At 54.8% G+C, this 23507-nt stretch carries 26 protein-coding genes; 19 read left to right on the top strand and 7 right to left on the bottom strand.

What is annotated here, in order from left to right:
- From OZ428_RS34255 to OZ428_RS34265, 3 genes are all read left to right on the top strand, one after another.
- Complete coding sequence (locus tag OZ428_RS34255; protein WP_269134306.1) at nucleotides 1-3831, top strand: strawberry notch C-terminal domain-containing protein; 3831 nt, start codon at nucleotides 1-3, stop codon at nucleotides 3829-3831.
- Complete coding sequence (locus tag OZ428_RS34260) at nucleotides 3828-4943, top strand: PcfJ domain-containing protein (protein ID WP_269134307.1); 1116 nt, start codon at nucleotides 3828-3830, stop codon at nucleotides 4941-4943. The genes OZ428_RS34255 and OZ428_RS34260 overlap by 4 nt, the downstream gene beginning before the upstream one ends.
- A 264-nt stretch (nucleotides 4944-5207) precedes the next feature.
- Nucleotides 5208-5753, top strand: coding sequence for a hypothetical protein (locus tag OZ428_RS34265; protein ID WP_269134308.1), 546 nt, complete (start codon nucleotides 5208-5210; stop codon nucleotides 5751-5753).
- Nucleotides 5754-6199: 446 nt separating this feature from the next.
- Here OZ428_RS34265 and OZ428_RS34270 read toward each other — a convergent pair whose 3' ends face one another.
- Nucleotides 6200-6682 (bottom strand): lytic transglycosylase domain-containing protein, encoded by a 483-nt coding sequence (locus tag OZ428_RS34270; protein ID WP_269134309.1) that lies wholly within the window; start codon nucleotides 6680-6682, stop codon nucleotides 6200-6202.
- Nucleotides 6675-7073: a hypothetical protein gene (locus tag OZ428_RS34275; protein WP_269134310.1), complete on the bottom strand. Its 399-nt coding sequence runs from the start codon at nucleotides 7071-7073 to the stop codon at nucleotides 6675-6677. Before OZ428_RS34275 ends, OZ428_RS34270 begins: the two co-directional genes overlap by 8 nt.
- Nucleotides 7074-7239: 166 nt before the next feature.
- Between OZ428_RS34275 and OZ428_RS34280 the strand changes: the two genes are divergently transcribed.
- Complete coding sequence (locus OZ428_RS34280; RefSeq protein WP_269134311.1) at nucleotides 7240-8208, top strand: hypothetical protein; 969 nt, start codon at nucleotides 7240-7242, stop codon at nucleotides 8206-8208.
- A gap of 18 nt (nucleotides 8209-8226) precedes the next feature.
- Complete coding sequence (locus OZ428_RS34285) at nucleotides 8227-9189, top strand: hypothetical protein (RefSeq protein WP_269134312.1); 963 nt, start codon at nucleotides 8227-8229, stop codon at nucleotides 9187-9189.
- 238 nt (nucleotides 9190-9427) lie between these two features.
- Here the strand turns inward: OZ428_RS34285 and OZ428_RS34290 are convergent, their stop codons facing one another.
- On the bottom strand, nucleotides 9428-10048 hold the full coding sequence (locus OZ428_RS34290; protein ID WP_269134313.1) for a DUF6904 family protein: 621 nt from the start codon (nucleotides 10046-10048) through the stop codon (nucleotides 9428-9430).
- 150 nt (nucleotides 10049-10198) lie between these two features.
- Here OZ428_RS34290 and OZ428_RS34295 point away from each other — a divergent pair, with 150 nt between their 5' ends.
- The 11 genes from OZ428_RS34295 (at nucleotide 10199) to OZ428_RS34345 (ending at nucleotide 16510) form a co-directional block, all read left to right on the top strand.
- Entirely contained in the window at nucleotides 10199-10486 is a 288-nt protein-coding gene (locus tag OZ428_RS34295; protein ID WP_269134314.1) for a hypothetical protein, read from the top strand.
- A 90-nt stretch (nucleotides 10487-10576) separates the two neighbouring features.
- On the top strand, nucleotides 10577-10969 hold the full coding sequence (locus OZ428_RS34300; RefSeq protein ID WP_269134315.1) for a hypothetical protein: 393 nt from the start codon (nucleotides 10577-10579) through the stop codon (nucleotides 10967-10969).
- Nucleotides 10970-11029: 60 nt separating this feature from the next.
- A complete protein-coding gene (locus OZ428_RS34305; protein WP_269134316.1) occupies nucleotides 11030-11275 on the top strand; it encodes a hypothetical protein in 246 nt (81 codons plus the stop codon).
- A 120-nt stretch (nucleotides 11276-11395) separates the two neighbouring features.
- Nucleotides 11396-11701 (top strand): hypothetical protein, encoded by a 306-nt coding sequence (locus OZ428_RS34310; RefSeq protein ID WP_269134317.1) that lies wholly within the window; start codon nucleotides 11396-11398, stop codon nucleotides 11699-11701.
- 1 nt (nucleotide 11702) lies between these two features.
- Nucleotides 11703-11957 (top strand): hypothetical protein, encoded by a 255-nt coding sequence (locus OZ428_RS34315; RefSeq protein WP_269134318.1) that lies wholly within the window; start codon nucleotides 11703-11705, stop codon nucleotides 11955-11957.
- Complete coding sequence (locus OZ428_RS34320) at nucleotides 11954-12199, top strand: hypothetical protein (RefSeq protein WP_269134319.1); 246 nt, start codon at nucleotides 11954-11956, stop codon at nucleotides 12197-12199. The genes OZ428_RS34315 and OZ428_RS34320 overlap by 4 nt, the downstream gene beginning before the upstream one ends.
- Before the next feature lie 8 nt (nucleotides 12200-12207).
- Nucleotides 12208-12501, top strand: a complete 294-nt coding sequence (locus OZ428_RS34325) for a hypothetical protein (RefSeq protein WP_269134461.1) — start codon at nucleotides 12208-12210, stop codon at nucleotides 12499-12501.
- 168 nt (nucleotides 12502-12669) lie between these two features.
- Complete coding sequence (locus OZ428_RS34330; protein ID WP_269134320.1) at nucleotides 12670-13068, top strand: hypothetical protein; 399 nt, start codon at nucleotides 12670-12672, stop codon at nucleotides 13066-13068.
- 120 nt (nucleotides 13069-13188) lie between these two features.
- Nucleotides 13189-13710 carry a hypothetical protein gene (locus OZ428_RS34335; RefSeq protein WP_269134321.1) on the top strand — a complete coding sequence of 174 codons (522 nt, stop codon included), beginning with the start codon at nucleotides 13189-13191 and terminating at the stop codon, nucleotides 13708-13710.
- Nucleotides 13711-14150: 440 nt separating this feature from the next.
- A complete protein-coding gene (locus OZ428_RS34340; protein ID WP_269134322.1) occupies nucleotides 14151-16052 on the top strand; it encodes an acyltransferase family protein in 1902 nt (633 codons plus the stop codon).
- Between the two features lie 89 nt (nucleotides 16053-16141).
- Nucleotides 16142-16510, top strand: coding sequence for a hypothetical protein (locus OZ428_RS34345; RefSeq protein ID WP_269134323.1), 369 nt, complete (start codon nucleotides 16142-16144; stop codon nucleotides 16508-16510).
- Between the two features lie 99 nt (nucleotides 16511-16609).
- On the opposite strand, the gene OZ428_RS34350 is transcribed toward OZ428_RS34345, so the two are convergent.
- The 3 genes from OZ428_RS34350 to OZ428_RS34360 form a co-directional block, all read right to left on the bottom strand.
- Entirely contained in the window at nucleotides 16610-17311 is a 702-nt protein-coding gene (locus OZ428_RS34350) for a hypothetical protein (RefSeq protein WP_269134324.1), read from the bottom strand.
- 185 nt (nucleotides 17312-17496) lie between these two features.
- Nucleotides 17497-18075, bottom strand: coding sequence for a hypothetical protein (locus tag OZ428_RS34355; RefSeq protein ID WP_269134325.1), 579 nt, complete (start codon nucleotides 18073-18075; stop codon nucleotides 17497-17499).
- A complete protein-coding gene (locus OZ428_RS34360) occupies nucleotides 18076-18384 on the bottom strand; it encodes a hypothetical protein (protein WP_269134326.1) in 309 nt (102 codons plus the stop codon). It abuts the gene before it with no gap.
- A gap of 141 nt (nucleotides 18385-18525) precedes the next feature.
- Between OZ428_RS34360 and OZ428_RS34365 the strand changes: the two genes are divergently transcribed.
- Together OZ428_RS34365 and OZ428_RS34370 are read left to right on the top strand one after the other, a co-directional pair.
- A complete protein-coding gene (locus tag OZ428_RS34365) occupies nucleotides 18526-19314 on the top strand; it encodes a ParB/RepB/Spo0J family partition protein (protein ID WP_269134327.1) in 789 nt (262 codons plus the stop codon).
- A gap of 12 nt (nucleotides 19315-19326) precedes the next feature.
- Nucleotides 19327-20508 (top strand): EAL domain-containing protein, encoded by a 1182-nt coding sequence (locus tag OZ428_RS34370; RefSeq protein WP_269134328.1) that lies wholly within the window; start codon nucleotides 19327-19329, stop codon nucleotides 20506-20508.
- 173 nt (nucleotides 20509-20681) lie between these two features.
- Here OZ428_RS34370 and OZ428_RS34375 read toward each other — a convergent pair whose 3' ends face one another.
- Entirely contained in the window at nucleotides 20682-21104 is a 423-nt protein-coding gene (locus OZ428_RS34375; protein ID WP_269134329.1) for a hypothetical protein, read from the bottom strand.
- A 168-nt stretch (nucleotides 21105-21272) separates the two neighbouring features.
- Here OZ428_RS34375 and OZ428_RS34380 point away from each other — a divergent pair, with 168 nt between their 5' ends.
- Nucleotides 21273-23489 (top strand): ATP-dependent helicase, encoded by a 2217-nt coding sequence (locus OZ428_RS34380; RefSeq protein WP_269134330.1) that lies wholly within the window; start codon nucleotides 21273-21275, stop codon nucleotides 23487-23489.
- The last annotated feature ends 18 nt before the right edge of the window (nucleotides 23490-23507 follow it).

Here is a 23507-nt window from a genome sequence, read left to right on the forward strand (position 1 = left end):
GTGCGTGCTGAGATCGATGAGCGCCGTGCCGATCGCCGTCGTGGTTTGGATTTGAACATGGAGGAGACCGCCGGTCGTGTCCAATATGTAGCGCGCAGCAATCTGCGGTCTCAAGGGACGATGGTCCCCGCCAACATGGCCACAGCTGTTTCATCGGCACTCGATCGTTTGGTGGAGCGGCACGGCGACGTGGATGCTTTTGTCTCGCGTCAGTTGGGATTTGATTCGCCGGCGGACCTAGACGGGCGTTTGTACGCCGAACAGGTGGACGCAGTTGCCCTGGCGTTGGATTCGTTCGGCCGCGATCGAAACATGGTGCTCGGCGACCTGACGGGGATTGGCAAGGGTCGGGTGCTGGCCAGCATCATCCGTTTTGCCCACCTGAACGATATGCCCGCTATTTTCGTTACGAAGGATCAAACGCTCTACAACTCTATGGCTCGCGAGATGGCAGTCTTGGGCATGAGTGAACTGGTTGATCGCACCCGCATGCTGATTACCAGCACCGGCGTCGGGATTGAAAACGATCAGGGCGAGCAAATGTTTTCCGGCCGCACCAGTGATGAACTGAACGAGGTGTATGCCACCGGTGAGTTGCCGCCAGGTATCAGGGTGGTCTTCACCTGCCATTCTCAGTTAATGACCAAAGCCGATACTCCGCGGGTTGACTGGCTTCGCTCCGTCGCCGCCGATGCGCTGGTTCTGGTCGATGAGTCGCATTTGTCTGCCGGGGTCGACAGTCTTTGTGGCATGAATTTGCGCGCTATCTCCGAAGCTTCTCGCCACACGTTGTTCAGTTCCGCGACATCGGCGAAAGAGGGGAAAAACCTGAGCCTTTACGCCGGCACGGACCTGTCCTTGTTGGGCAACTCTCACCAGATTCAGGAAATCTTGCGCAAGGGTGGTGCTGCAGCGATGGAGGCGGTGCCCATGATGCTCGCGCAGCAGGGGCAATACATTCGACGCGAGCACGATATGTCGCGTGCTGAATACAGTTCACCCGAGGTGCCGGAGCAATATGTGGCTGGCATCCGGGCCAACATGGACGCTCTTTCTGCCGCGCTGCGTGCGCTGCTGGAACTGCAGGTCGTGGTTGTGGGCTATACGCAGGACGTAAATCGCAACGATTACTTTACCCGCCAGCGTGAAGCCCAGGAGCGCCGTCGCCGCGGTCGCGAGCAACTTGGCCTGAGCAGCATGCATTTTAGTTCAACCCTTCACCATTTCAGTCAGCAAGCGCTGCTTGCCGTTCATGCCGACTTCTACGCCGATATGGCGATTGAGTCCGCTCGTAGCGGGAACAAGCCGACGCTCGTGCTGCAAAGCACCATGGAGTCTCTTCTGACCGAAGTGGTCAAGGTGCTCGTCGAAAACGATGTTCAGCCTGACGGTGCTGAGGTCGAGATGAACTTTGCCAGCGTCCTGCGTCGCATGGCCCGAAAAATCACCGAGATCAATATTGCATTCGGTGGGGCGAACCACCCGTTCAACTTGCAGGATCCGGTGCTAAGCCTCCAAGGGAGAGGGCTGCCGGAACAGATGCAACTGTTGCTGGCTGGGCGTCAGCTGGAAGCGAACATGAATGTTCGCGGCGTCATGGCAGAGTTCGAAGCGGCGCTGAACCGTATTCCCAACACCATCCCTGTCTCGCCGATCGATTACATCAGCGATAAGTTGCGGGCAGCTGGGTATGAAATGGGTGAGTTGACCGGCCGACGCTGGAAGGCCGAACAGGTTCGTCCAGGCGTTTATCAGATTCAACGTCGACGTGACTCTTCCAAGCGCGATCGTCAACGTGTCATGAATGATTTCAATGGAGGGCAGACGACTGGCATCATCATCAATAAGGCCGGCGCTACGGGCATCGACTTGCACGCTGATTATCGATTCGCTGATCAGCGCAAGCGAGACATGATCGTGCTCCAGGCGGATGACGATATCTACGTGTTCCAGCAGTCTCTGGGCCGTGTTTTCCGAGCGAATATGGTCGTCCCCCCTCGTTATACGTTGCCAGGCTCGGCCGTACCGGTTGCCGTACGCTCGATGGCGATCATGCGTCGGCGCTTGAGTAACATGATGTCCCTGACCCGCGGGTCCCGCGAAGCCGAAGTCGGCGGCGGTATGCCAGACCTATTCAACTGGGTCGGCTGCGAAGCTGCGATGTCCTATCTCCAGGACAACCAGGAAGTGGCTGATGTCATGTGCATCAACCTGGCTACAGAGGCGGCCAAGTTGCAGGAACATGGCGGTGACACCGGTTTGGCGTCGCGCGTGACGGCCATGGGCTTGCTGCTGCCTTGTGATGTGCAGGACACGATGATGGACGGGCTGATCAGGGCCTACGAAAGCAAGCTGGAGGATCTGGAGCGTCGTGGCATCAACCCATTCCGCAGCCGTCACCTGGACATTAAGGCCCAGGTAGTGAATGAAGTGGTCCTGCTTCCAGCGACCGGTGACTCGGTCTTTCAAGGGGCAGTTGTCCTGAAGGAATTGTCTTATCTTGAAGACCTTCCGGCGCTGACCCCAGACACCGTGCGTACATTGATCAATGATGGTCGCGAAGCGCTAAGCATGGCGCATGGCGCGTCGCGAAACTGGTCGAGACAACCTCTAGCTGAAGTGATGCCGGAAATTACTCAGCGCATGCAGACTCGGATGAACAATGTTCGAGATCTCTTCGCGGAGCGCAACGACGGTGAAACCCTCGAAGATCTGGCCAACGCACGCCATGAGTCATTCAGTACCCGGGCGGCAAGGGACTACATGGGACTTTTGTCCGTCGCCGAGCGAATCAAGCTGGGGGCACATCTGTCTCTGCGCCTTGAGTCGGACACGCCGATCGACTTCCATGTGGTGGGTATTGAGCCTCCAACGTGGGCTCAGGAGCTACACAGCCCTTATGAGTGGCGTTTGATGCTGGTCAGCAAGGATCAGCACATGAGACAAGCGCGTGTTCCAGTGAGTTTGCTGTTGAACGAGGCCCGTCAGGTTCAGAGAGATCAATTTCTGGAGGGGGCCGACGCAGACCCTCAAGAATTTATGGTTGACTGGGCTCAGTTGGCATTTACGATCGGGGATCCAGAGCGCGACCTGATTGACCAGGACGGTCAACTGCGTGCCGAAGTCCTGCGTGAGTACGAAGATCTGCCGCGCGGCTCGATCGAAATGCGCAGGCACGTACTTTCCGGGAACTTGCTCAAAGCCATCATGATGGCCGGTGAGCTTCATAAAGGTCTGCCTGCAACCTATACACTAGCGAACGGCACTCGCGAGTTTGGCGTGGTAATGCCGTCCAACTTTGACCAAATCCAACTGCTGCGCATGCCGATGACACTCACGCAGGTGGACGAGGTTCAGGACTACCTGGTCCACCGGCTTCAGACCCTGGTGCGCGTCAGCACCTACATGAACCTGAAAGATGTTCAGATTGCCGGCATTCCAGCCAAGGACATTGAGCAGGCGCGTAACGATCTTCACTGCAGTTATTTCCTTGAGGCCAGTCGGGTACGTGACGGCGCCGAGGTGAAAATAGTTGTGCCGCGTGCGAAGGGGCGCTCAGGTTGGCTTCTTGGAGACGAGACCCTGCGTGAACTGACCGCCGGTCGTGAATGGATCCGATCTGCTAATGATCTGACCATGACGTTCCCGCTGCGTGAGGGCCAATTCCCAGAGGAGCTTCGGGTCGTTGTGCAGCACCTGCTCGATGTCGGGGCGTCGTTCCGTACTCCGGCGACGGACAGTCGGGCTCGGGAGTGGAGCTTGGCCAGGTCAGATGCCCAAGAGCAGGCGCGTCGGGCAGAGATGCAGCACGAGGGGAGGGCGTTGGCATGAACGGCCAGTCAATCTTCAAGCTGATGATCGGCTCGCCGCGCCTTCCCAAGCCATGGGAGCCGCTTTATGAGGAGGCTCAGGCGTTCATCGCATGGGCCGACGCAATCCCCGAGAGTACCTCTCGGGGGCTGCTACCCATGGTGTGGAGCGTCCGTGACAAGCTCACGTACCAGGATGGTGGTGGGCTCAACGGCTATCTGAAAGACCGTGGAATGTCCAAAAAGGGCTGGAAGGCGTTGAACAGCCTTTCGGTAGAGCAGACTGCAGAGGTGTTCACTTTCTATCGTGCCCGGGGCGAACAATCCTGGCCTGCACGTCTCGTTGCGCCGGCAGAGACCGCGCGCGACGCGTCAGTCGAAGTGACCGCATCATTGCTGGTGGTATTGGCCGAAGCTGAAATCTCGTTGGAGGGCATCGGCGCGCCATACGACGAAGATTGGAAGTTGATGATTCGTGCGCTCTCCAGAGAGATTGCTGGCAAATCGCTGGCTGAGTGTCAGGACGTCGCCGGCGACGCGATCTTGGTGCGTGATTTCCTGACCGGCGGCGATGTCGATATCGTGCCATCGACAACGTGGGACGATTTGAAGGTTCAAGCGCGTCAATGGACTGAAGAACTTGTTCTTGATGGGGATGAAGCTGCGCCGGCGCCCGCTGCTGCAGCGCCGGGGGAGAACAGTGCACGGCCGGTGATGACGCCTGGTGGTGAGGACCGTCTTGTCGACGGTCAAAGCGGCCTTGTGGTGGTTCGCCTAATCGAGCTGTCCGATTTCCGCCGTGAGTCAGAGCTTATGTCCCACTGTATTGGCCACGGCAATGGCTATTTCAACAAGCACCTGAACGGCACGGGCGCCTTCTACAGTTTCCGCAGAGAAGGTGTCGAGAGGCCAGTCGCGACATTGGAGTTGGCGGTCAACGATGGCGATTGGCGAATCTGCCAGTGCCGTGGTCCGTTTAACCAGGACCCCGGCGTGGAGAGCGCCGATCTATCTAACCGATTGCGAGAGGCTCACCAACTCGGTGGGGAGATCCGCAAGGCCAGTTATGAGGTTCTGGCTCAGGTCGTGGGTCAGACCATGGAACTGGATCACACGTCGTCGCGATACTTCTGATTCAATCGTGCGAAAGCAAACCAACGAAAAATTTCGATGGATTGACGCCCCTTAGTGCATGCGGGTCGATCTGGAGCCTCCGGCGACCCGTTCTTCAAGCTTTAAAGTCCGAGCCGTATCCCTAATTTTTGCATGACCTTGTACTAGGGATCCTGAGCTCGTCGCTTGCTCTGATAGGCACATGTGCCTATACTTCCATTGCCGTAATGAATTTTTATTCTATTGCCCGGGGCGCTATCACGCTCCAGAAGTCGAGGAAATGAAATGCGCGCAGAACCTGTTCAGTTGTCTATGCCGAAAGGCTTTTTTTGTGTCGCGGATTATTCCAATCCGCTTCAAAACAATGAGGCATATCTTGCCGTTGGTTTCGACGGTGTGGTTGATGGGGGCTGTTTCACAGAGTCTCCTGAAACGCCCACCTGGTTCCGCGCTGCAGCAGACGTTGGTGCTCGGATTTTGCGTGGGCCCCGGGAATCTGCTAAGACAATGCTAGGGGTTTCCCTTGCGTATCAAGGAATGCTCTTGGCATCAAAGAACGGCAATATCTCCGCGTCCAAGCTGTTGAGCGAAACAGATAGGGCCTGGACCTTGGAAGTGGAAAAGCGGTCAGTCCGAGTGAGTAAATCTGGTACTCATCAACGAGCGTTCAGACTTATGAGCGACGCGCTGACTTGGGCTGGTGGGGATCAGGATCTGATCGATCACTTTCTTGCCCTGGAGGCAGAAAAGTCATTGGGTGGCCAGGCAGGCACGGTGGCCATGGATCGCCAGGCCAGCGGATCTACCACGTTGAGTGACCCAACCAGTTAACGGACAAGTCGTAACCCGTCCCGGGCTGTATTGGAGAGTGACCTGGAGTACCGATTGCCTGCGAGAGATAGCTGCTCAAAAGGAAATCAAACGTCAGACCAGGTCGCTCTCTAATGCAGCACAATTGAGGAGCTATCATGCTTGTCGAGCGAAGCGAAGACATGAGTCCTGATGGGCGACTGTCCCTGTACAGGGATGTCGACGGCGACGTCCATGTGAAGGTGATCCCACCGATGGACCGAAAGGACGATTATGCTCCTTCGGTTGAGTTCGTTACCCACTGCGCCCGAAGTCCTCGGACAGTCGCCGCGCTTCAAGCTCTGATTGAGGCGATGCGACTGGACAACGAAGAGAGCCCTTTGGCGGGTTCGTTCACCATGGAGTAGTGGGTTGGTCGAGGACGGCCCCCCATAAGTGGGTCGCTCGATAGGCCGAGGCTGAGTAGATTATTTGGCCGCGATGTTCGAGGCATTTGGGCTTGTCAGCCACTGCTGGAAACTTGGGCCGTAGCGCAAACCTTTCTGTTGAATCTTGCTTGCGTAGTCATACATGCGACGAACGTGAGTGTCTGTTTTCGGGTTCTCGCCCGTGTGGTAACAGCCGATGGCCATCCAGGCGTTGTTGTTGAATTTGTTCAGGCACCTTCGCATGATCCAGGCGCTCACCCACAAATTCATGCAGGCATTCCACTGAAGATCCCGGGCAGACACACCGTAGGGCCGAAGAGCCGTCAACCAGGAGCTATTGACCTGGGCTGGGCCGTAATCAGTGGAGCCATTGCTGTTCTTACTGGCGGTTCCGAGTCTTCCATTTTCCTGCCCCAGGACGCCGACGATCAGATCGGGCGGAATTTGATAACGCTGTATGGTCTCCACCACGCATTGGCGTGGTATCTCGCCGTTGGCGATTGAGGGAGGGAGATCAAGCATCGGTGCTGCTTGTAGCTGCAGGTAGTGCAAACAGTGGGATGCTTTTGCGAGTTGCTGCGACTGCCTCCTCCAGGGAGCGATAGGGGTATGCGTCGGTGGAGAACAAACGGTAGAAGCTGGCGGCCACTTCCCAGGCAGGCATCTCGACAACGATCGCCCGCCTTAAATCGACGGTGATATAGCCCCCGTCTAAGAATTCGTGAACGAAAAACCGTTCGCCCCAGGCCCACCCGCCAGTACCCGTACCGATCAGTAACGTGCCAGCAGGTAGCAAAGGGTAGGTTCCCCACATGTCCAACTCGACAGGTGGTATGCCTGTGAATGTGAGCCCGAGAGCTTTCAGCTTGATCTCGGTGGGCACGTCCTCTGGAGTCAGTTCAGGGATAGGCATCTGTACAACCGATTTAATAGAGTGATTGCGCCAATATAGCGTAGTCGAAAGTTACGAGCAAAGATTTGGATGTATTTGACGGATGAAGCTTCAGAACGGATACTTTTGATCATAAATGGCATATGTATATCATTGACTATTCAAAAGAATATCTGAGGGCGCGAAGATGCGTGTGACACGACAAGACTTTACAGATGCGCTGGAACAAGTCAGAACGGCCTTCCACGCCGAGGCCATCGCCCAGCTCCTGGAGCACGATTTGTTTCCAGGCGAGCTACATGAACTGTTGGGTGATCAGGGCGCCGGTAATCAGCCTGAGGGGCTGCTGCGGGCAATCGCGGGTGCGGTGGCTGTGATCAATATTGCTCAGCGAAATGATCGGGCGGCTGGACTGGATTCGACCTTTCTCTCGCAGGCGAACCTGATTCGCGCCGGGCACGTCCGCGGGTCCCTGATGGATGATGCCGCGTTGTCAGATCTGTTTCCGCAATTGGTGGAACAGTACGGCCCAGACAGTGCCCGCGAGTTGCGTGGAGGTATTGCCTTGCATCTTGCTTCTCGATTTTTCCTGCCCGAAGGTCAGGAGAGCGGCATTCATCAACAACTGCTCCGCGTTGCGGTGATGAGGTCGGCCGAGGTTGAGGGTGAAGTACAGCCGCTGACGCAAATCGCGGTACGAGAAGAAGTGGTTGGTGTTGATCAAATGCTTGTCGCGGTCAACGCGATCCAGGACGTGACCCGCGGCGCAGGTTTACCGCTGTCGCAGGGGCTGATGATGATCGGGCACGGTGCGTGCGAGTTCAACGTTGGTCTGGCACCCATCCATCAAGTGATCCGGGATTTGCACCCTGGTATCGATGACATGCAAGTATCCTTGTTGACAGAGCGGACGTTGGGCTACTTGCACCAATTCAATGGCCAGGTCGTGAACCAGGTGTTGCAGGAGATCGGTAACGAATGGCTGGCTGAACATGCTGACGCCTACCTGGCAGGGCAATACTTAGAGGAGGGTGATGGCTTGGACATGGATGAGAATCCTGCCCAGCAGCTGATGATCGAAGTTACAGCCCACCATGAAGACCCAGTTGAGCCGGCGGTCGATATCCCAAGTGCTTCCTACGATTTCAAGATGTAAGACCCAGGGGCAAAGAGAATGAATGCCAACATCAGATCCGGGGCCAATACCGATCAGTTCGCAATGGTCAAACAAGTGTTCATGGAACCCGGCGAGCGGCTCCAGGACGCGCTCTCGGCTGCGCTTGCGCATAAGGGGGAGGTAGTAGACTTCCAGCTGACGCCTAAGGCCGGATACGCGGCAGTCAAGACGGCTGGGGGGCAGGTCGAAGCGTTTGTTTTGCCTTACGCTGTCGACTTCCATCAGCCGGCGCCGAGGGCCATTCAATTTGGTATCCAGAGCGAGCGCGATAATCCGCGCCTGGCCTTCGCGCCACAAACGCTTATCGAACAGTTGTCCCCGGCGTTGGACGGTGGCGCCTCGGCTTGGCGTCAGCGGTGCTGGGCGAGTTTTGTGGGACATCAGGCCGCACTGAGTGTGATGAGGCCTGGTGATGTGGTAATGCTGGCTCGCGAGATCGCCGGCAACCATGGGCCTTTGCGCCCAGATTATTACGCCGTGCGGGCTTCTGATCGAGGCTTCACCGTGATTGAAGCGCTCCGCACGGGGAAATCGTCGTTGGTCCACAACCTAGCGGCAGACGCCGTCAACGTTAATCTGGATCCTGATCCGATGCTGCGGTTGAGCCAGCACCCAAGCATTGTCAAGTTTGGGTTGCAGCGCGTTGCCCACAACGATGAGCAAGAGCACTATCTCCTGGTCGGTCGTACCGCCTCTGGTCTGCCGGTGCCGCTGGCGAAAGCCACAGGCGTGGACGAGCGGGATTACATGCTGCAGCGAGTTTGGGAAATTTCCAAACTGCGGCAGGAGTCACTTCGTAGTCTCAATGACTCCCCGGTGTTCTCCTACATGGCCAATCAAAACTTGATTGACGCGGTGGTTGAGCAGTCCAAGGGCGAGGAGCCGTTTCTCTTACAAGATCTGCAGATCGAAATTACGCCAATGGAGCCGGAAATTACCCCAGATGGACCTTCCATCTAAGTTCGGCCTTCAAACGCGGCAAGGCGAAAGCCGGCGCATAGAGTCGCCGGTTTTTTTCGCCTGGTCTTTGCTGCTCTAGAGGCCAGATAGCCACTTGGTCTGTATCAAACAGAGTTCGTCTCATAGTGACAGCCACAAAACGATTCTGGATTTAGTGAATGAGAACTGTCGCAACCTACGCCGCTCACCAGTTCTGTCTAGGCGACGACACACCGAACGGTCATCCACTGCGACAAATTCACCATTTGTAAGAGGGATATTCAGACCAGCTCTCGAACGATTCGAACACCGTCGGTCGGAGAGGATTGTTGAATGCAGGGATGTAAAGAAGAGTATCCAAAATCGCGCCAAGTTCCGTTTTTCTTTTTGCTGGAGTTATCGTCAGAAAGTAACTTGTCCTGCTATGGATTTTTTCATTGGCACGTTCTCCACCTTCTTGGGCAACCATGAGCGCAGTTTTGTATAAATCTTCGCTTGCCCCAGGCAGCATGATGTTAAGGCCATCCAATACGGTATGTTCCAACCCGTACATAACTGCTTGGTCATTTCTCGTGAGAGTAGACATGAAGGCTAAACTTGCTCGCAATAAGCCCAACTGAATCAGCATGTTTGGCCAAATACAGTCAAACCCATAGATCGGAGTCGCGTCGTCCCCGAACCACTCCCTAGTGCCATTGTGCCTCATGCCATCAAAGGCGTGACGCACCTCATACGCTAGCCCTGATAGCAGTGTGTCCTCTTCGTTCAAAAGGGCGCTTTCATCAATGACACGGTGGATGAACGTCCAGAGCGCTTTGAGTTCGTAAATATCGCCCCAGAGCACAAGCCCGGCGTTACTTTTTCGTATGGCGTGCTGCATCCGGATCACCCTGTTATGAAAGGCATTGCTACAGAGTAGACGCACTGAGGCAGCCGGGCGCGACAGCTTTTAAGCCCCTGCGACTAGAATCATTCGACATGTGTTAGGCCTGGCCTTATAGTTCTGTTTATCAGTACCTAGAGAGCGCCAATGAGCGATTTACCTATCAATGAACATGGCGTACCCCAGTATCCCAAGGGGCACGTAGGTCGCCTTTTGGTGACGATGGCGGCTATAGACGTCCTTGATACCCCCACCGCTGCAAGCGTGGCCGCGTTGACGGGGTTGAGCAAGGGCAACGTTGACACTTATGTCGCCGCGTTGAACCGCGAGTTTGGAGTCCATATAGAGAAAGATGGACCGGCCTATAGCATTCGATCTTGGGGGGATATCTTGAAGAGAACAGGGGTTAAAAAGGTCTTGACAGGTTCTGTTTAACAGAACAAATATAAGCCGGACCGAGCCGCTCCCTGACCGTCGCGGTAACGCGGATAATCCGACACCCCCAAATCGAAGGAATGACCAGTTATGACCAGCAAGCCTGATATTGTCAGAGGGCAATCCAACACCTGGACTCGGGGCGGCCAAGCAAAGTCCTCGGACGTAGCTGCAACAATGGAAAAATTGCTGGCATCCCAGGGAACTGCCAGCGTGATGTTGTTTTCAATGAGGGCTGAGTGCTTAGTTGACTTCAATCGGTTTTTCGAGCTGGTAAAGCCAGAGGGCTTGATCCTTGAATACACGATGCATCCTGATGCTGACGGTTTTCCAGACGTGGAGATTGAGTTCACCTCAGATTCCACTTTGGGCAAGCTATCGGATGCAATTCGCCGGGTTCCCGATGGGCACACAATGCTACAGACCTTGAGACCAATGCCTCTTGCAGAAAACTCTATGGAACGTGACTACGACATCCGTTAGGGCCCACAGGCGACTAAGCCCGGCGCTAACCTTAACGAAATAGCTGGAGTAGAACCCTACATGCTCTACAGTGTTGATGAGCTGCAACAGACCTTGCGTGCTGACCTTCTGCCCGATTTTGAGGCGATCAGCAAGGCGGACAGTATGGAAGCGGCTCTGTATGCCAGCGGTGTGCTGGCTGGGCGTTTGCAGGAGCTTGACCGCTTGGGCGTGCTGCAGCAGGGGCAGCGGCATGCCTGGCTGGCAGACGCGTCCTCAGCGGTGAGCGCCCGGCGAAGGGCGCTTGATGCGGACCCGTTAAACTAGATCGTCACTAAAGTAAAAGAGGCCCCACACTTCACCCAGGTGTGGGGTTTTTTTGTGTTTGAGAAACGTGAACGCCTTAGAATGGAATGCCACACACCGCCCGAAAAGGAAACGACCTCGATGTCAGCCCTTCACTTGTCCGCCTTCGAACACTATGAAGAACCGATACTGACTCGTGCCCAGGTGCGCGAGCTGGTAAATGATCTACCCGAGGAGATCAGCGCCGGCCTGGTTGAGCGCCTGAATGCCGCTCTGCGTGCTGAAGCGCCGGTGCCCTTTTCCGACACCTTGAGCGAGTTGTGTAATTATCTGGACGGTCTGGAGGATTCCGGGTCGCTACCTTTTGAACAGTTGATCCAGCTCAAGGCGTACGCCATGAGTGGCTGGAGGGAATGGCGCACCACCTTTACCGCGCTGGAGGTGTGACATGAGCACCGCAGATTTGAATGGGACGAACTATCAAGCTGCCGGCGTTATCGAGCACTGGACGCGGGATTGGGAGCTTGGTGAAACCTGGTTGCGCTGCCGCCACTGCGTTGGATTTCAGCCCTTTGCGCAAGCCGCTGGCGGCGAGTCTTTCACCGCGCATACGCCGGAATGCCCGGGCATTAGCCGGGGTGAGCATTTTCCTCTGCACACACTACGCGCTGCGCTGGCTGCCCTCGGCCCGGTCAAGCCATGAGCGGCGCCGATCAACTGTCCGGCATGACTCTTCCGTCCAGGATCAAGATCCACACGCTCAAGCATTTGGAGCGCATCGGGCGCGCGGCAGATAAACAGGGCGCGTTGCTTGCCGTGGAGCGCGCAGAAGGTTTTGTCGAGGGCCTGGAGGTGAGCGGTGCGCTCAATCCGGGCACGATTGAGGCCTTATACATCGCTGTTGATGGCATGGCGACTGAGCGTCTGGCGGAGCTCGACCGGTGAAAATCATGATGACCGAAGAAGAGATGCGCCAGGCATTGTTTGGATCGGTGGGGGCTGCGGAGCAGTCTACGGTTCCAAAGACCCAGCCACACGCTGTGGCCGCCACCAAGCGGAAGATGGCCAAACCGTTCGCGCCCAAGCTGGAGGTTACGTTGCGGGTAGGTAACCAGTTCGAAGGTGAGACTGAGTTGCTCACCCACGAGGCCGACACATTGAGTACGCTTCAGGCTGAGCTGGATGCTACGAAATTGGCGCGGAAAAAATATAAGTTTATCGAGGTCATTTCCGTAAAAAGGCTTTGAAGGTTCTGTTAATCAGAACTATACTGCAAAAAATAATCGTCGTGTAAGTCAAGGAAGAAGCGATGGCCAACGCCAAGTCAGTTTTTAAACGTCGCAAGGTGTCAGGTGTGCCCACGGCCGCAGGTGATCACAGCAAACAGGGGTGGATGTGTGAGTTGGAATGTGGCCATGCGACCATCACAACCGGCCGGCATTGGCGACGTCCGAAAACGGCGCTCTGCCCACTCTGTCAATAATCAACGGCTCAAGAAAATGACCGACTATAAAACCGATGTTATGCGCATGGTGCTCGCCAACCTACCGCCAACGGCTACCTACACTTTTGTTGAAGAACCATTTCAACCACCATTAGAGCGTGACGTTACCGTAAAGCTGCCGGTCATCGACGGACAATGCAAGGGTCAAAGGATGGCTCGTCCAGGATACGAATTCACCTTTGAAGTTAGCAGTTCGAGAAGCAAAACTAAAACGCGAGTAACCTATTTCTTGCGTCGCCACCGGTTGCTTGGTCTGGTGTGGGCCTTACCCAACAACAAAAGCGTAAGCGAGATTTACTTTGCTCTGTGACGCTCCTGCTCTTGAGGGTAAGGCCCAGAGTAGTACGTCTGTTTAGGGGCTCTGGAGCGCCGGCCGAAGCTACAAAAAATCGAACTCCGTGGCAAAGGCCGCGAGGGAAGGGATGATCATATGCGAAAAATTTTAGGATTGACCGAGGCCGGTGTTGAAAAGCTTAAAAAGCACCTCGCAATGAGCGGCAACCAGGTAAAAATTCCCTTTGCTCAGGCTGTCAGCAACCTGATTGAAGTGGTGACCCCGCAGGTCAACAATCAGAATCCTGAACTGGCGGTCGAGCCTTGGTACTTCGCAATGGGTGTTGCTGGTACTACACCCCCCAAGTCAGCCGATGAGCATGAAACCTCCGATTATGAAGAAGTCTGCCTCAGTTACAACGAGACTGATCTCCAGATCGAGAACACAACTTCAGCTGCTGCGACGCCTCCCAAATATGAAGAGATCGACTTCAAGGATGTTGTGTCAGCGAATTTTTCAGTTGGCCGAGGCGTCATTCAACTGTTGCCTGGTATGAGCGACGAGCAAATTCTATCGCTGATCAAAAATGCCTGTTTGTGGAGTGAGGGGATGGCTTTTCAGGTGGTTCCACCTCGCACATGTGGTTCGAAGGGCCAGGTTCGAGCAGGAAACCATTGAGACCAGGAATCGAACCATTTCGAAGTCTGAAGTACCCGCAGCTTAAGCCCGCTACCATCTGGGCTCTGGCAGTACCGGGACGTGGTTGTCGCGTCCGCCATATAGAGGGAATGCACCTGGACACTTTCACCGCGGCGGATTTGCTGCCTGAGTTTGAGCGATTGCCGTCGCTGGTCGATGGCGACATCTACGTTATTGGCCGGCGGCCCGACAGACATGGCCATCTGCACGTCACGAGCTCTCACCCTGTATACGTCGCGGAAACGGATTCTTGGCGTTTTCCATGCGGAGATTGTCGGCGCCGCGATAGTCAAGATCTTTGGATTGCGTTAGATGAGTTCCCGACAGCCGAAAACAGAGCATGGGATCGCAATCATTTCAGAACAAGTGGCGCATTCAAAGCCTAACCAATTGAAAAGTTAAGTTATCAAGGAAAAATCATGCTGTTTCGTAACAACATAAACGCGTTGCGAGCTTTAGCCGTTATCGCCGTTGTCCTGTTTCACTTCAAAATCGACGGGTTCAACGGTGGGTTTACTGGAGTTGATGTCTTTTTCGTCATATCCGGATTCTTGATGACCGGAATTATTTTTAGCGGTCTGCGAGATGGAAACTTTTCGTTGTTTGCTTTTTATGCTTCCAGGGCACGCAGGATCATTCCAGCGTTGGCTGTGATGTGCGCTGCGCTTATGGTGTTCGGCTTCGTGTACTTGTCCCTGGATGACTATCGCGAGCTTCTGCGGACGGTGAAAAGCAGCTTGTTTTTCATGTCGAACGTCACGTTTGCCAAAGGCGGTAGCTACTTTGACGCGCCTTTGCATGAGAACTGGTTACTTCACACCTGGTCGTTGTCAGTCGAGTGGCAATTTTACCTCCTGTATCCAGTCATCCTGATGGGACTGTTCAAGTACTTTGGCGATCGCGGTACTCGACATGCGCTGGTTGCCCTCGGGGCATGTTCGTTGATCGCTTCTGTTGCCGTCACTTCTACACATCCAGTGTTTTCGTTTTACATGCTTCCAACCAGGGCTTGGGAAATGATCGCTGGTGGGCTGGTGTTTCTCTTTCCGATGGGGCTTTCTCGCGGCGTTAGAGCAGCTTTTGAGGTGCTCGGCCTGGCGCTCGTAGGGACAGGCGTGTATCTCTTTTCAGAGCAGGATTTTTGGCCAGGCTACTTGGCTGTGGTCCCGGTGCTCGGTACAGCGCTGGTGATCTATGCGAACACGAATTCCATATTCAGTAGCAATAGAGTCCTGCAGTTCGCTGGTAAAATTTCCTACTCGGTTTACCTTTGGCACTGGCCGATCGTCGTCTTCCTTTACACCTGTGGACTGTTGGGCAGCACTGTTCACGCGGCCTGGGCGATTCTCATGTCCTTTGCACTTGGCGCGCTGTCTTATTACGCGGTCGAGGCTCGGGCAAAGAAAATCACAAGGACCTCGACCGCAATCTTCAAATACGGCGGCGCCGGTCTGGCCGTGGTGGTGTTGGCTGCAATCACTGCTTCGGTGGTCAAAGACCATCCTCAACTACGATTTGCATTTGCCGACCAGGGCCAGCCGGCCTACACCAGCAAGCTCTATACGCAGGAGTGCTACCCGAATGACTTCGGCGCAGCTGATTGCAAGCTGGGTTCGGGAAAGGTCGCAGTGATCTTGTTTGGTGACAGCCATGCCCAGTCCACTGCTGCAGCCGTCCAGCTGGAAAACAAAGACGCCGCGCTATCGTGGGCGCGCGGAGGTTGCCCGACCTTGCTCAACTTCCAGATGCAAGATAAAGATCTGGACAGCAAGTGCCAGGGATTCAATCGACTTAAGGTGGCGGCCCTCAAGGAGTCATACCCGGGTGTCCCGGTCGTCCTGTTCAGTCGAGCAGCGCTGTACTCGGACCACAGTCGAGATAACGGCTTCCGCGTGTTCTTCAATGGCGATAAGTCGCAAGATTCAGAGGCCTTCGCCAAAGACTTTACTGCTGAGTACGCGAAAACCGTCTGCGCGATCGCCGAGCAGCACCCGGTGTACATTGTCAGGCCGATTCCTGAAATGCCTTTCAGCGTTTACAAGGGCCTCAACCTGCAGTCGCGGATCCTTGGTAGCAGTTCAGACATCACAGTGCCTCTTGAGAGTCATCAGAAGCGCACCCGCCTAGCAAATGCGGCGATTGATACCGCAGCAGCGCAGTGCCATGCGAAGATCATAGATCCTGCGCCATACCTTTGTCCGAACGGGCACTGTCTGGGCTCAAAAAATGGAGTGCCTCTTTACTTCGACGATAACCACCTGGTTGATTCTGGTAATGAACAATTACGTGGACTGTTCAAATCGGTGTTCGACCCAACATAAATTGTTTATGTGGGCTCTCCCACACCATTATTTGCCGGCACCTCGGAGTTGACCAGGTGCTGGCTTGCTGGAGGCATAAGAGAGAAAATATGGTAAGGCACGTCATTCATTTATTTTTCTTCAGCAATATTTTTGCAGGTCTTATCATTCTGGGCTCATATTTTGTTGAGTTTAATCTTAATATCTGGATTCGGCTTGGTATCTACGGCGTTGTTGTTATGGTTCTTTTCGTGCTGGCTTTGATGACAAGCTTTTATGAATATTTCAAGCCGCGTCCTTTGTCGCAATTTAATGGAATTGAATCTGATTTCAAGTTTTACTCTCGGTTAGCTGAACTACTTAAAAAGGGTACAGTGAGTCGTTCCGAGCTTCTTCGCTACCATGCAGAATATCGGAATGAAATAAGTGTTGAGAGGGCGCGTAGAGGTTCGCCGACTAATGGATGCGTAGATTTTTAAAAATATCGTGGAAGTCTTGGTGAGATTAACGCAGTAACACTCAGTGGCGGATCAGACGAGACAAACTCGCTGTTGCGATGAAAGTCTTCGATTTAAGAATTAGCCACCAAGGGCAATTTGATCCACCAGTTCAATCAGCTTGACAGGATCTTCAGCTTGATTCGTTTCAATTGAGCGCAGTGTTATCTCTTCGCTGCGAAGTGCCTCACGCAGCCGTTTCAGCTTTGACCGCAAGCTGGCCTGTTCCATTCCAGCAGGTACGTAGCTATGGGAAAGCCAGGCCACTGCTGCAGTCGCATCGGGCAAAAGCATCTCGATATCGGTCAGACCTTCTGACTGCCATTGCCACTGGTATAGCCCGAACCCGGTGGCTAGCAATGCATCGCGAGTGATGTTTGCGCCGCCCAGGTTCATTTGAAGTGAGACAAGTAATTCCGTCCGTAGAGCTCTTTCAAGTGGAAGAGCCTTGAGTCTGTAGATCAGGGCGCGCGTGTTCTTGGTCGCAGAATTCAGCGTATCGAGATTTCCGTATAGCGCCATGTAATTGGCGATACAGCCGAGCTCCGGTGCCTCCTGGCCTGCATGCTCAATTGCGAAGTCGACCAATGCATAGCCGCATTCTGGTACGCCTTCGGCGATAAATGTCAGAGCGACTGTCCACAGTGCTTCCGGCCCCGATCGAGCGAAGATTTTCTGAGCAAGTGTCAGACTGTTAATCGGTCTAGACAGGCTTGCCACAAATTCTCGTTGTGCGAGCTCTCGTGATTTGCGGCCGAGCATTTGCAAGGCGTTTTTTGCCACCCAGGCGGGCTCAGTGATGGGCTTCCAGGTTCGCAAAGCGCGTGGGTCAGGACTCAGCCGGCAAGGCCGCCATATCTCATCATAGAAATATCTTCCAACCATGTCGGTGCGAGATAGCTCACCACCCGCAGTAGGGTGGGGTATCACAATGTACGATGGACTCCAGTGGGGAGAATAAGCTGTAGTCATCGCCCGGGTGCCGGTTGTGTCAATGCGCCTGCATCACGATCATGGTTGACATGCGTTGCAGCTGTCTGTGTGAGGCTGCTAATTGTGTCGACCAGGCTGGACAGCAGGGTCGAGTTAGCCCCCTCAGATACCCGAAGGATCGATGAAAGGTCCAGTTTGCTGAGTGTTGAGAGGAACGCGCCTGAGTTTTGAGTGGTTGTGAAGGTGTCAGCTGCTTTTTTTGCGAACTCAACGGCCAGCATCGCAGGCGCAAGACCAGGTACAGCCATTCCCGCCAATTTTGGGCCAAACTCAACAAGGGCTCTGCCGGCAAGATCGTTGATGATGTCGGCCTTCCCCAGCAATTTTCCCATTTCCATGGGGTTTGTCCCCATGCTGATGCCTTTAGAAAGAGTGCCGGTGCCGGGAATGAAGTTTTCCCCGCGCGTCAGGGCTTGTCCGAGCATTGGCATAGCTCGACTGGCCAGGGCGTTTTCAGCCAGTCCGAACACTTCCTTTGCCGCAAGGTGGCGCAAAACCTGTGGGCCCAGGAGACGAATGCCCTGGCCGGCAATCAGAGGGAGTAGTGGCAGCATTTAGTACCCCTTCGTCACTGGTTGTAATTGATAGCCCGAGGCGCTCTGTTGCGATGCGGCGTTTCGGTTCGGGCACACTGGCATGCCGCCGCTTGCAGTGGGTTGAGTCTTATAGACCCTGTTCATTTGTGTGCTTGGATTGAAGCTGGGCGAGGTATAGGTCGTTTTGACGGGCGCCAGGATGTTGGACGGTGTGTTGCCGGCAACACTTGAGCTGAGCGAATCGAAAAGGCCGGTAACGTTCCAGTCAGCAGCAATAGCTGGCTGAGCGAATAGCACGGCCAGCACAAGAAAACAGTTTCTGTTCATTGTCTCTCCATCCAGCAAATGTTTTGTTACCGAGATTATAATGGTAAAATTACTCCAGTTCCTAATTGAGGTTCAAGGATGCCTACAAGTCAAGTAGAAGGCCTACCTCACGGCGTGTCTTGGCGTACGCCTGGTCTCAAGATGCTCAGGCCGGATCAACTGGTGCCTGGTCGTTTCCAGCCGCGGTCGCATTTCAATCAAAAAGCTTTATTGGAGCTGGCACAGAGTTTTTTGGAAAACGATCTGGGAATCATTGAGCCCATCGTCGTTCGGCCAAAGGCAGGGGACGTTGAGTTGTATGAAATTGTCGCCGGTGAGCGCCGGTGGCGAGCGGGATCGCTGGTGAAATTAGAGCTCTTGCCGTGCTTGGTGCGTAACTTTACCGATCTTCAGGCTTTGCAGGCTGGACTTGTTGAGAACGATCAACGTGAAGATCTCAACAGTTTGGAGCGGGCACGTGGTTACCAAATGGCGATCGACGAGTTTGAGCTGACTCATGAGGCGCTGGGCCAAATGTTGGGGGCCAGCCGGGTGGTGATTACCAACCACTTGCGCTTATTCACGTTGCCTCTTGCAGTTCAAGAGTTGCTCGAAGATGGCCAGCTCAGCGAATCGAAAGTCCGCTGCCTGTACGGACTCAACACGGCCGCCGCAGTTCGTATTGCGCGCGTGGCAGCTGAGCAGCGTCTCGGGTACAGGCAGATTGAATTGCTGGCTCGCGCCGAAAAAAAACCGGCCAAGCTATCAGCTACGCCCGCTCGTGACGATCCTGATGAGCGGCGTTGGCTCGATGTCATGTCGCAACGGCTCGGCCATGAAGCGACGCTGGAAAAAGCAACCAAGGGGAAAGGCGGTTATTTGCGGATCAGGTACACCACGATGGACGACCTGAGCTCGATAACCAAAAAGCTGCTGAAGGGCCATGATTGAAGAGGCGTCGAGATGAACAGTTTGGTGTCGTTGGGGCCGACCTCCTATTCAATGCCAGGTGGTGGAGGGCGTTGCGGTTTGCTCGACTTTGTTGCGAAGGCGCCAGTTACCAATAATGGGTGGAGCGTTGTCCATTTGGACATTGCCAACTTTAGACTCCTCAACAAGCTGCTCGGGCATGAGAGCGGCGACAAAATCCTCGGAGTGATTGGCGCTGCCCTTTGTGAGGACGGCCGACATCATTGGTTTCACGTCGCCGGCGACGCGTGGGTAGGGGTTTCTGAGCGAAGAGATCCTTACCTGGTGGAACAGCAAATAAACCAACTGCGCAAGACGGTGCGCGCGCGGGTGACGGAGGCGGTCGGCAAACCTATTCGAATCGATGCGGCAGTTGGCCTGGCTTCTTGCCCTGATCTTTCTCATGCAGTTGCTCGGGCCGAAAGTGCCTGTCGGCAGGCCAAATCTTCGGGACGTGGATTGATTGCCGTGGACTCTGTCAAGGACGATTGGGAGTCCACCGATTTGATTGATCGGTTCATTCTCGGTGGTGACCTTGAAACCATCGTTGAGCTTTATCGCCAGCGAATCCAGTACCTGGATGGGAAGCATCACTTCGAAATCTTGTCCCGTATCGGTGGTGAGTCGGTTGGAACCGCGATGGTGATGATCGAGCAGCTCGGGCTGGTTCAGGAATACGACCTGATGCTACTTCGTATGGCGTTGAAAGCCATTCCAGAGTGTGCCCCGGTTCACACCGTCAACTTCTCAAGCCTTACGGCGTGTGATTCGGGAGCAATGCTTGAGGCGATCTCCATTCTGAGAGGTCGGAGCAACATTGCTATTGAGATCACCGAAACCGCAGAGATTCAAAATCTTGCCTTAGTGAAGCAGACGGTCGACATGTTGGCTTCTGCCGGCGTGGCTGTATACCTGGATGATTTCGGTGAGGGCGCGGCGTCCCTCGGCATGATTGATCTGCCTTGGAAAGCGGTGAAGCTGAGCCGGAGTATTTGTGGTGAGGGTGCCCCGCGGGATGTGCTGGAGGCGGTGATCAAGTTGGCCAAGAATCGTGGCATGGTGGTTATCGCCGAGTGTATTGAAACGAAAAACCACATGGACTATCTCACCTCATGCGGTGTCGATGCATTCCAGGGCTATTACATTCATAGGCCCGAGGCGTTCAAGTTCGGGTGATTCCAGCCGACCATTTGTATCGTAGGGTGCTTCGCTTGATGCGACGCCGATGTTGTCTGTGTGTTCTACTCACGCAAATTGTTTTGCTGTTTCTCCAGGTAATAAAAAAGGCCGCGGACGCTTAGATAGTTCCGGGGCCTTTTCTTTGCGGGTTTGAACTTGCCGCGGGCCCTTCAGTGGCGAACGCTACCCTCCAATCCGGCTGCGGATTTGAGTTTGAAAATCTCCCGCAGCGCCGGGGCAATCCCATTCGACATATGCAGGTCTTCGCCGGTGATGCCCAGGGACTCATTGATATAGGCCATCGCAAGGGCGTATTGCGCGTACAGCCGGCGATAGTTTGGTTCTTCTGTGACCGATGTGATCGCGCCACGACAGGGCTGGCCCGGACGCGGCATCGGTTTGATTTCTGCACTGATGGCCACCAGCTGTTCAATGAGGAAGTCCAGGGATTGAATGCCGATCAATTTAGCGCGCCGTCCATTCAAGTGAATGTACAGGGATCCATCACTGACCTCGATCTGATCGTCTGTGCCGACGGCTTCAGGGTAAGCGCAGGGCGCATCAATGGGGTAAAACCTGGTGGTAGGCGTCATGAATACGTTCCTTGTTGGGGTTTATATAGGGTCGCTATATGAAGCAGCCGCTGGCCTGCTGGCGACCAAAAGCAGGCAGCGCCTCAAGCATGGTATGCTCATAAATCAAATCGTGCTATAATTTAATATGACATATACAAAAGAATACATCAACAAGGAGAGAGCATCGTGAGCGACCTACGCCAAGAATACCCCTGGCTGGATGGTTTTTCTGACGAGCAGGTGAAGGCCGCCACGCATGCCAGTCGACACGGCCTAGTTTCAGCGGCGCCTGGTTCAGGGAAAACGAAAATGGCGATCGGGTATTGCGGTTACCTGTTGTCAAACAAGGTGAAGCCCGATGAAGTGTTGGGGCTCGCTTTTAACGTGGACGCAATTAAAGAGATCAATGCCCGGCTTGCTTCATTGCCGATGGTTAATGCCAGCAAGCTGAAATTCCGCACTATCCATTCCTTTTGCAAGGAGGTGCTCCAGGTTGCGGAAGAAGAAGGTCTGCTGCCTGTCCGTCAGCTGCTCGGTGAGCCTGAAGCGGCTACCCTTGCGCGCCGTGCCCTGGCGGGGCCAACTGGCAACAGTGGAGTTTACGACGTCGATGAGTTGAAAGTCGGGCTGTTGCGCCAGGGCTTGACGATGATGAAGGCTGGCCTGGTCCGGCTGGAACAGATCGATAATCACGAGGACTTGCTGGAATACGCAGAAGATGATGAAGAAGTGGCCATGGCCATTCTTGAGCATGAGCGCATTCGCAAAGAGGAAGGCCTCAGGACGTTTGATGACCTGATTTATGACCTTGCTTGCTTGTTCCGTGACTCCCCAGATGCCGCAAAATGGGCGGGTAACGAGTTTGAGCACATCATTGTCGACGAGTACCAGGATGTTGATGATGCTCAGCAAGAGGTGATTATTGCCCTACTGGGGACGCGCGGTAACTTGATGGTCGTGGGAGACGAGGACCAGTGCATCTACGGGTGGCGTGGCGCGAACCTGTCCTACATGATGAGTGGGCTCGAAGAGCGCTTAGGCAAGGAAAATGTCACCCGCTATCAGCTGAGTGAAACCTTCCGTTACGGTCATGAGGTCGCGGTGGCGGCCAATAGTTTGATTCGCAACAATGAGGACCGACCGCAAAAGCTTTGCATCTCCAACACCGGCACCCCAAGGACCTCCGTGCAAATGCGTATGGCGTCAACCAAGACCGGCGATCGTTACTGGCCCCACGCAATCATGCAGGACCTCAGGGAGTGGAAGGAGTCCGGGCGCAAAATGCGAGAGGCGGCTGTGCTGGTTCGCACCTATGAGTTGGCAGCGCCGCTGGAAATGCATCTGATTCGTGAAGGCGTGCCCTATCTGATTGAAAGCCGCGGCATCATGGGCATGCCAGAGGTGAAGGCCATTAATGCGTACGCCGTGATGAGCGATGCAGAGCTGTTCCGTGAGTGTGGAGCGGAAGGCCGGCAGGAAATGCTTGCTTCTGTCCTCAGTTCGCCGGGGATCTTCTTGACGCGGCCACTTATCAAAAAGCTGTCCGGTAGCCTGGCAAAAATGGAACTGGCCGACATTCCGAAAATGATTCGGTCGTTGACTGAAAACGATGGCATCAAGCCAGGGCAATTGAGCGGACTGCGGCGCCGTGCGGACGTGCTTGAACGTTTGGCCGAGCCTGGTACGGCCATGTCCGAGTTGGCCGGAATCATCTGGAAGCAGTTGGACTGGCGGTCAGACGTTCAACGGCGCATTGCAAATCCATTGAAGCAGGCTGATCGTCTGAATGTGATCAACTTGATGTCCCGGGAGGTGTCCCGCTACGAAAACGCAGGAGCCATGCTGGACGCATTCTCCGAGCGAATGGACCAACAGGACCAGCCAGAGGTGATGCGCGACCCCCTCCTAATTACCTCGGTGCACAAGTCAAAGGGGCTGGAATTTCCGCTTGTGATCGTCCCGGGTATGATTGAAGGGCAATTCCCCCACTTCATGCCGGACCGTCCAGTCGATATGGAGTCCGAGCGACGCTTAGCCTATGTGGCGTATACCCGGGTGAAAGAAAAATTGATCCTGGTCGCGCCGAATGATCTCGCGCTGGCAAATCGTTGGAAGATCCCGGTCAACCCCAAAGAGTCTCGTACGCCTGAGGAGTCGGCAAACATCACCAGCCGCTTCCTTACGGAGATGGACCCTGCAGCGATACGGGCGGCGAGAACGTGGTTCTACGGGGACGGCAATCATCCGATGGTGGACTCCTTGTCTGAATATGTTGTGAAGGTTGGAGCGACAGGCGCATCAACCCAGGACCTGCCGCCACTGACCGCGGATCTGACCATTGCCGAATTGGTGGAGTTGGCGGCAGAGCCTGAACCGGCACCCGAATATGAATTTCAGTTTTGATAGCTTGAGGATCCTCCA

Source organism: Pseudomonas sp. GXZC, from assembly GCF_026967615.1.
In the GTDB taxonomy this organism is placed as follows: Bacteria; Pseudomonadota; Gammaproteobacteria; order Pseudomonadales; family Pseudomonadaceae; genus Aquipseudomonas; species Aquipseudomonas azotoformans_A.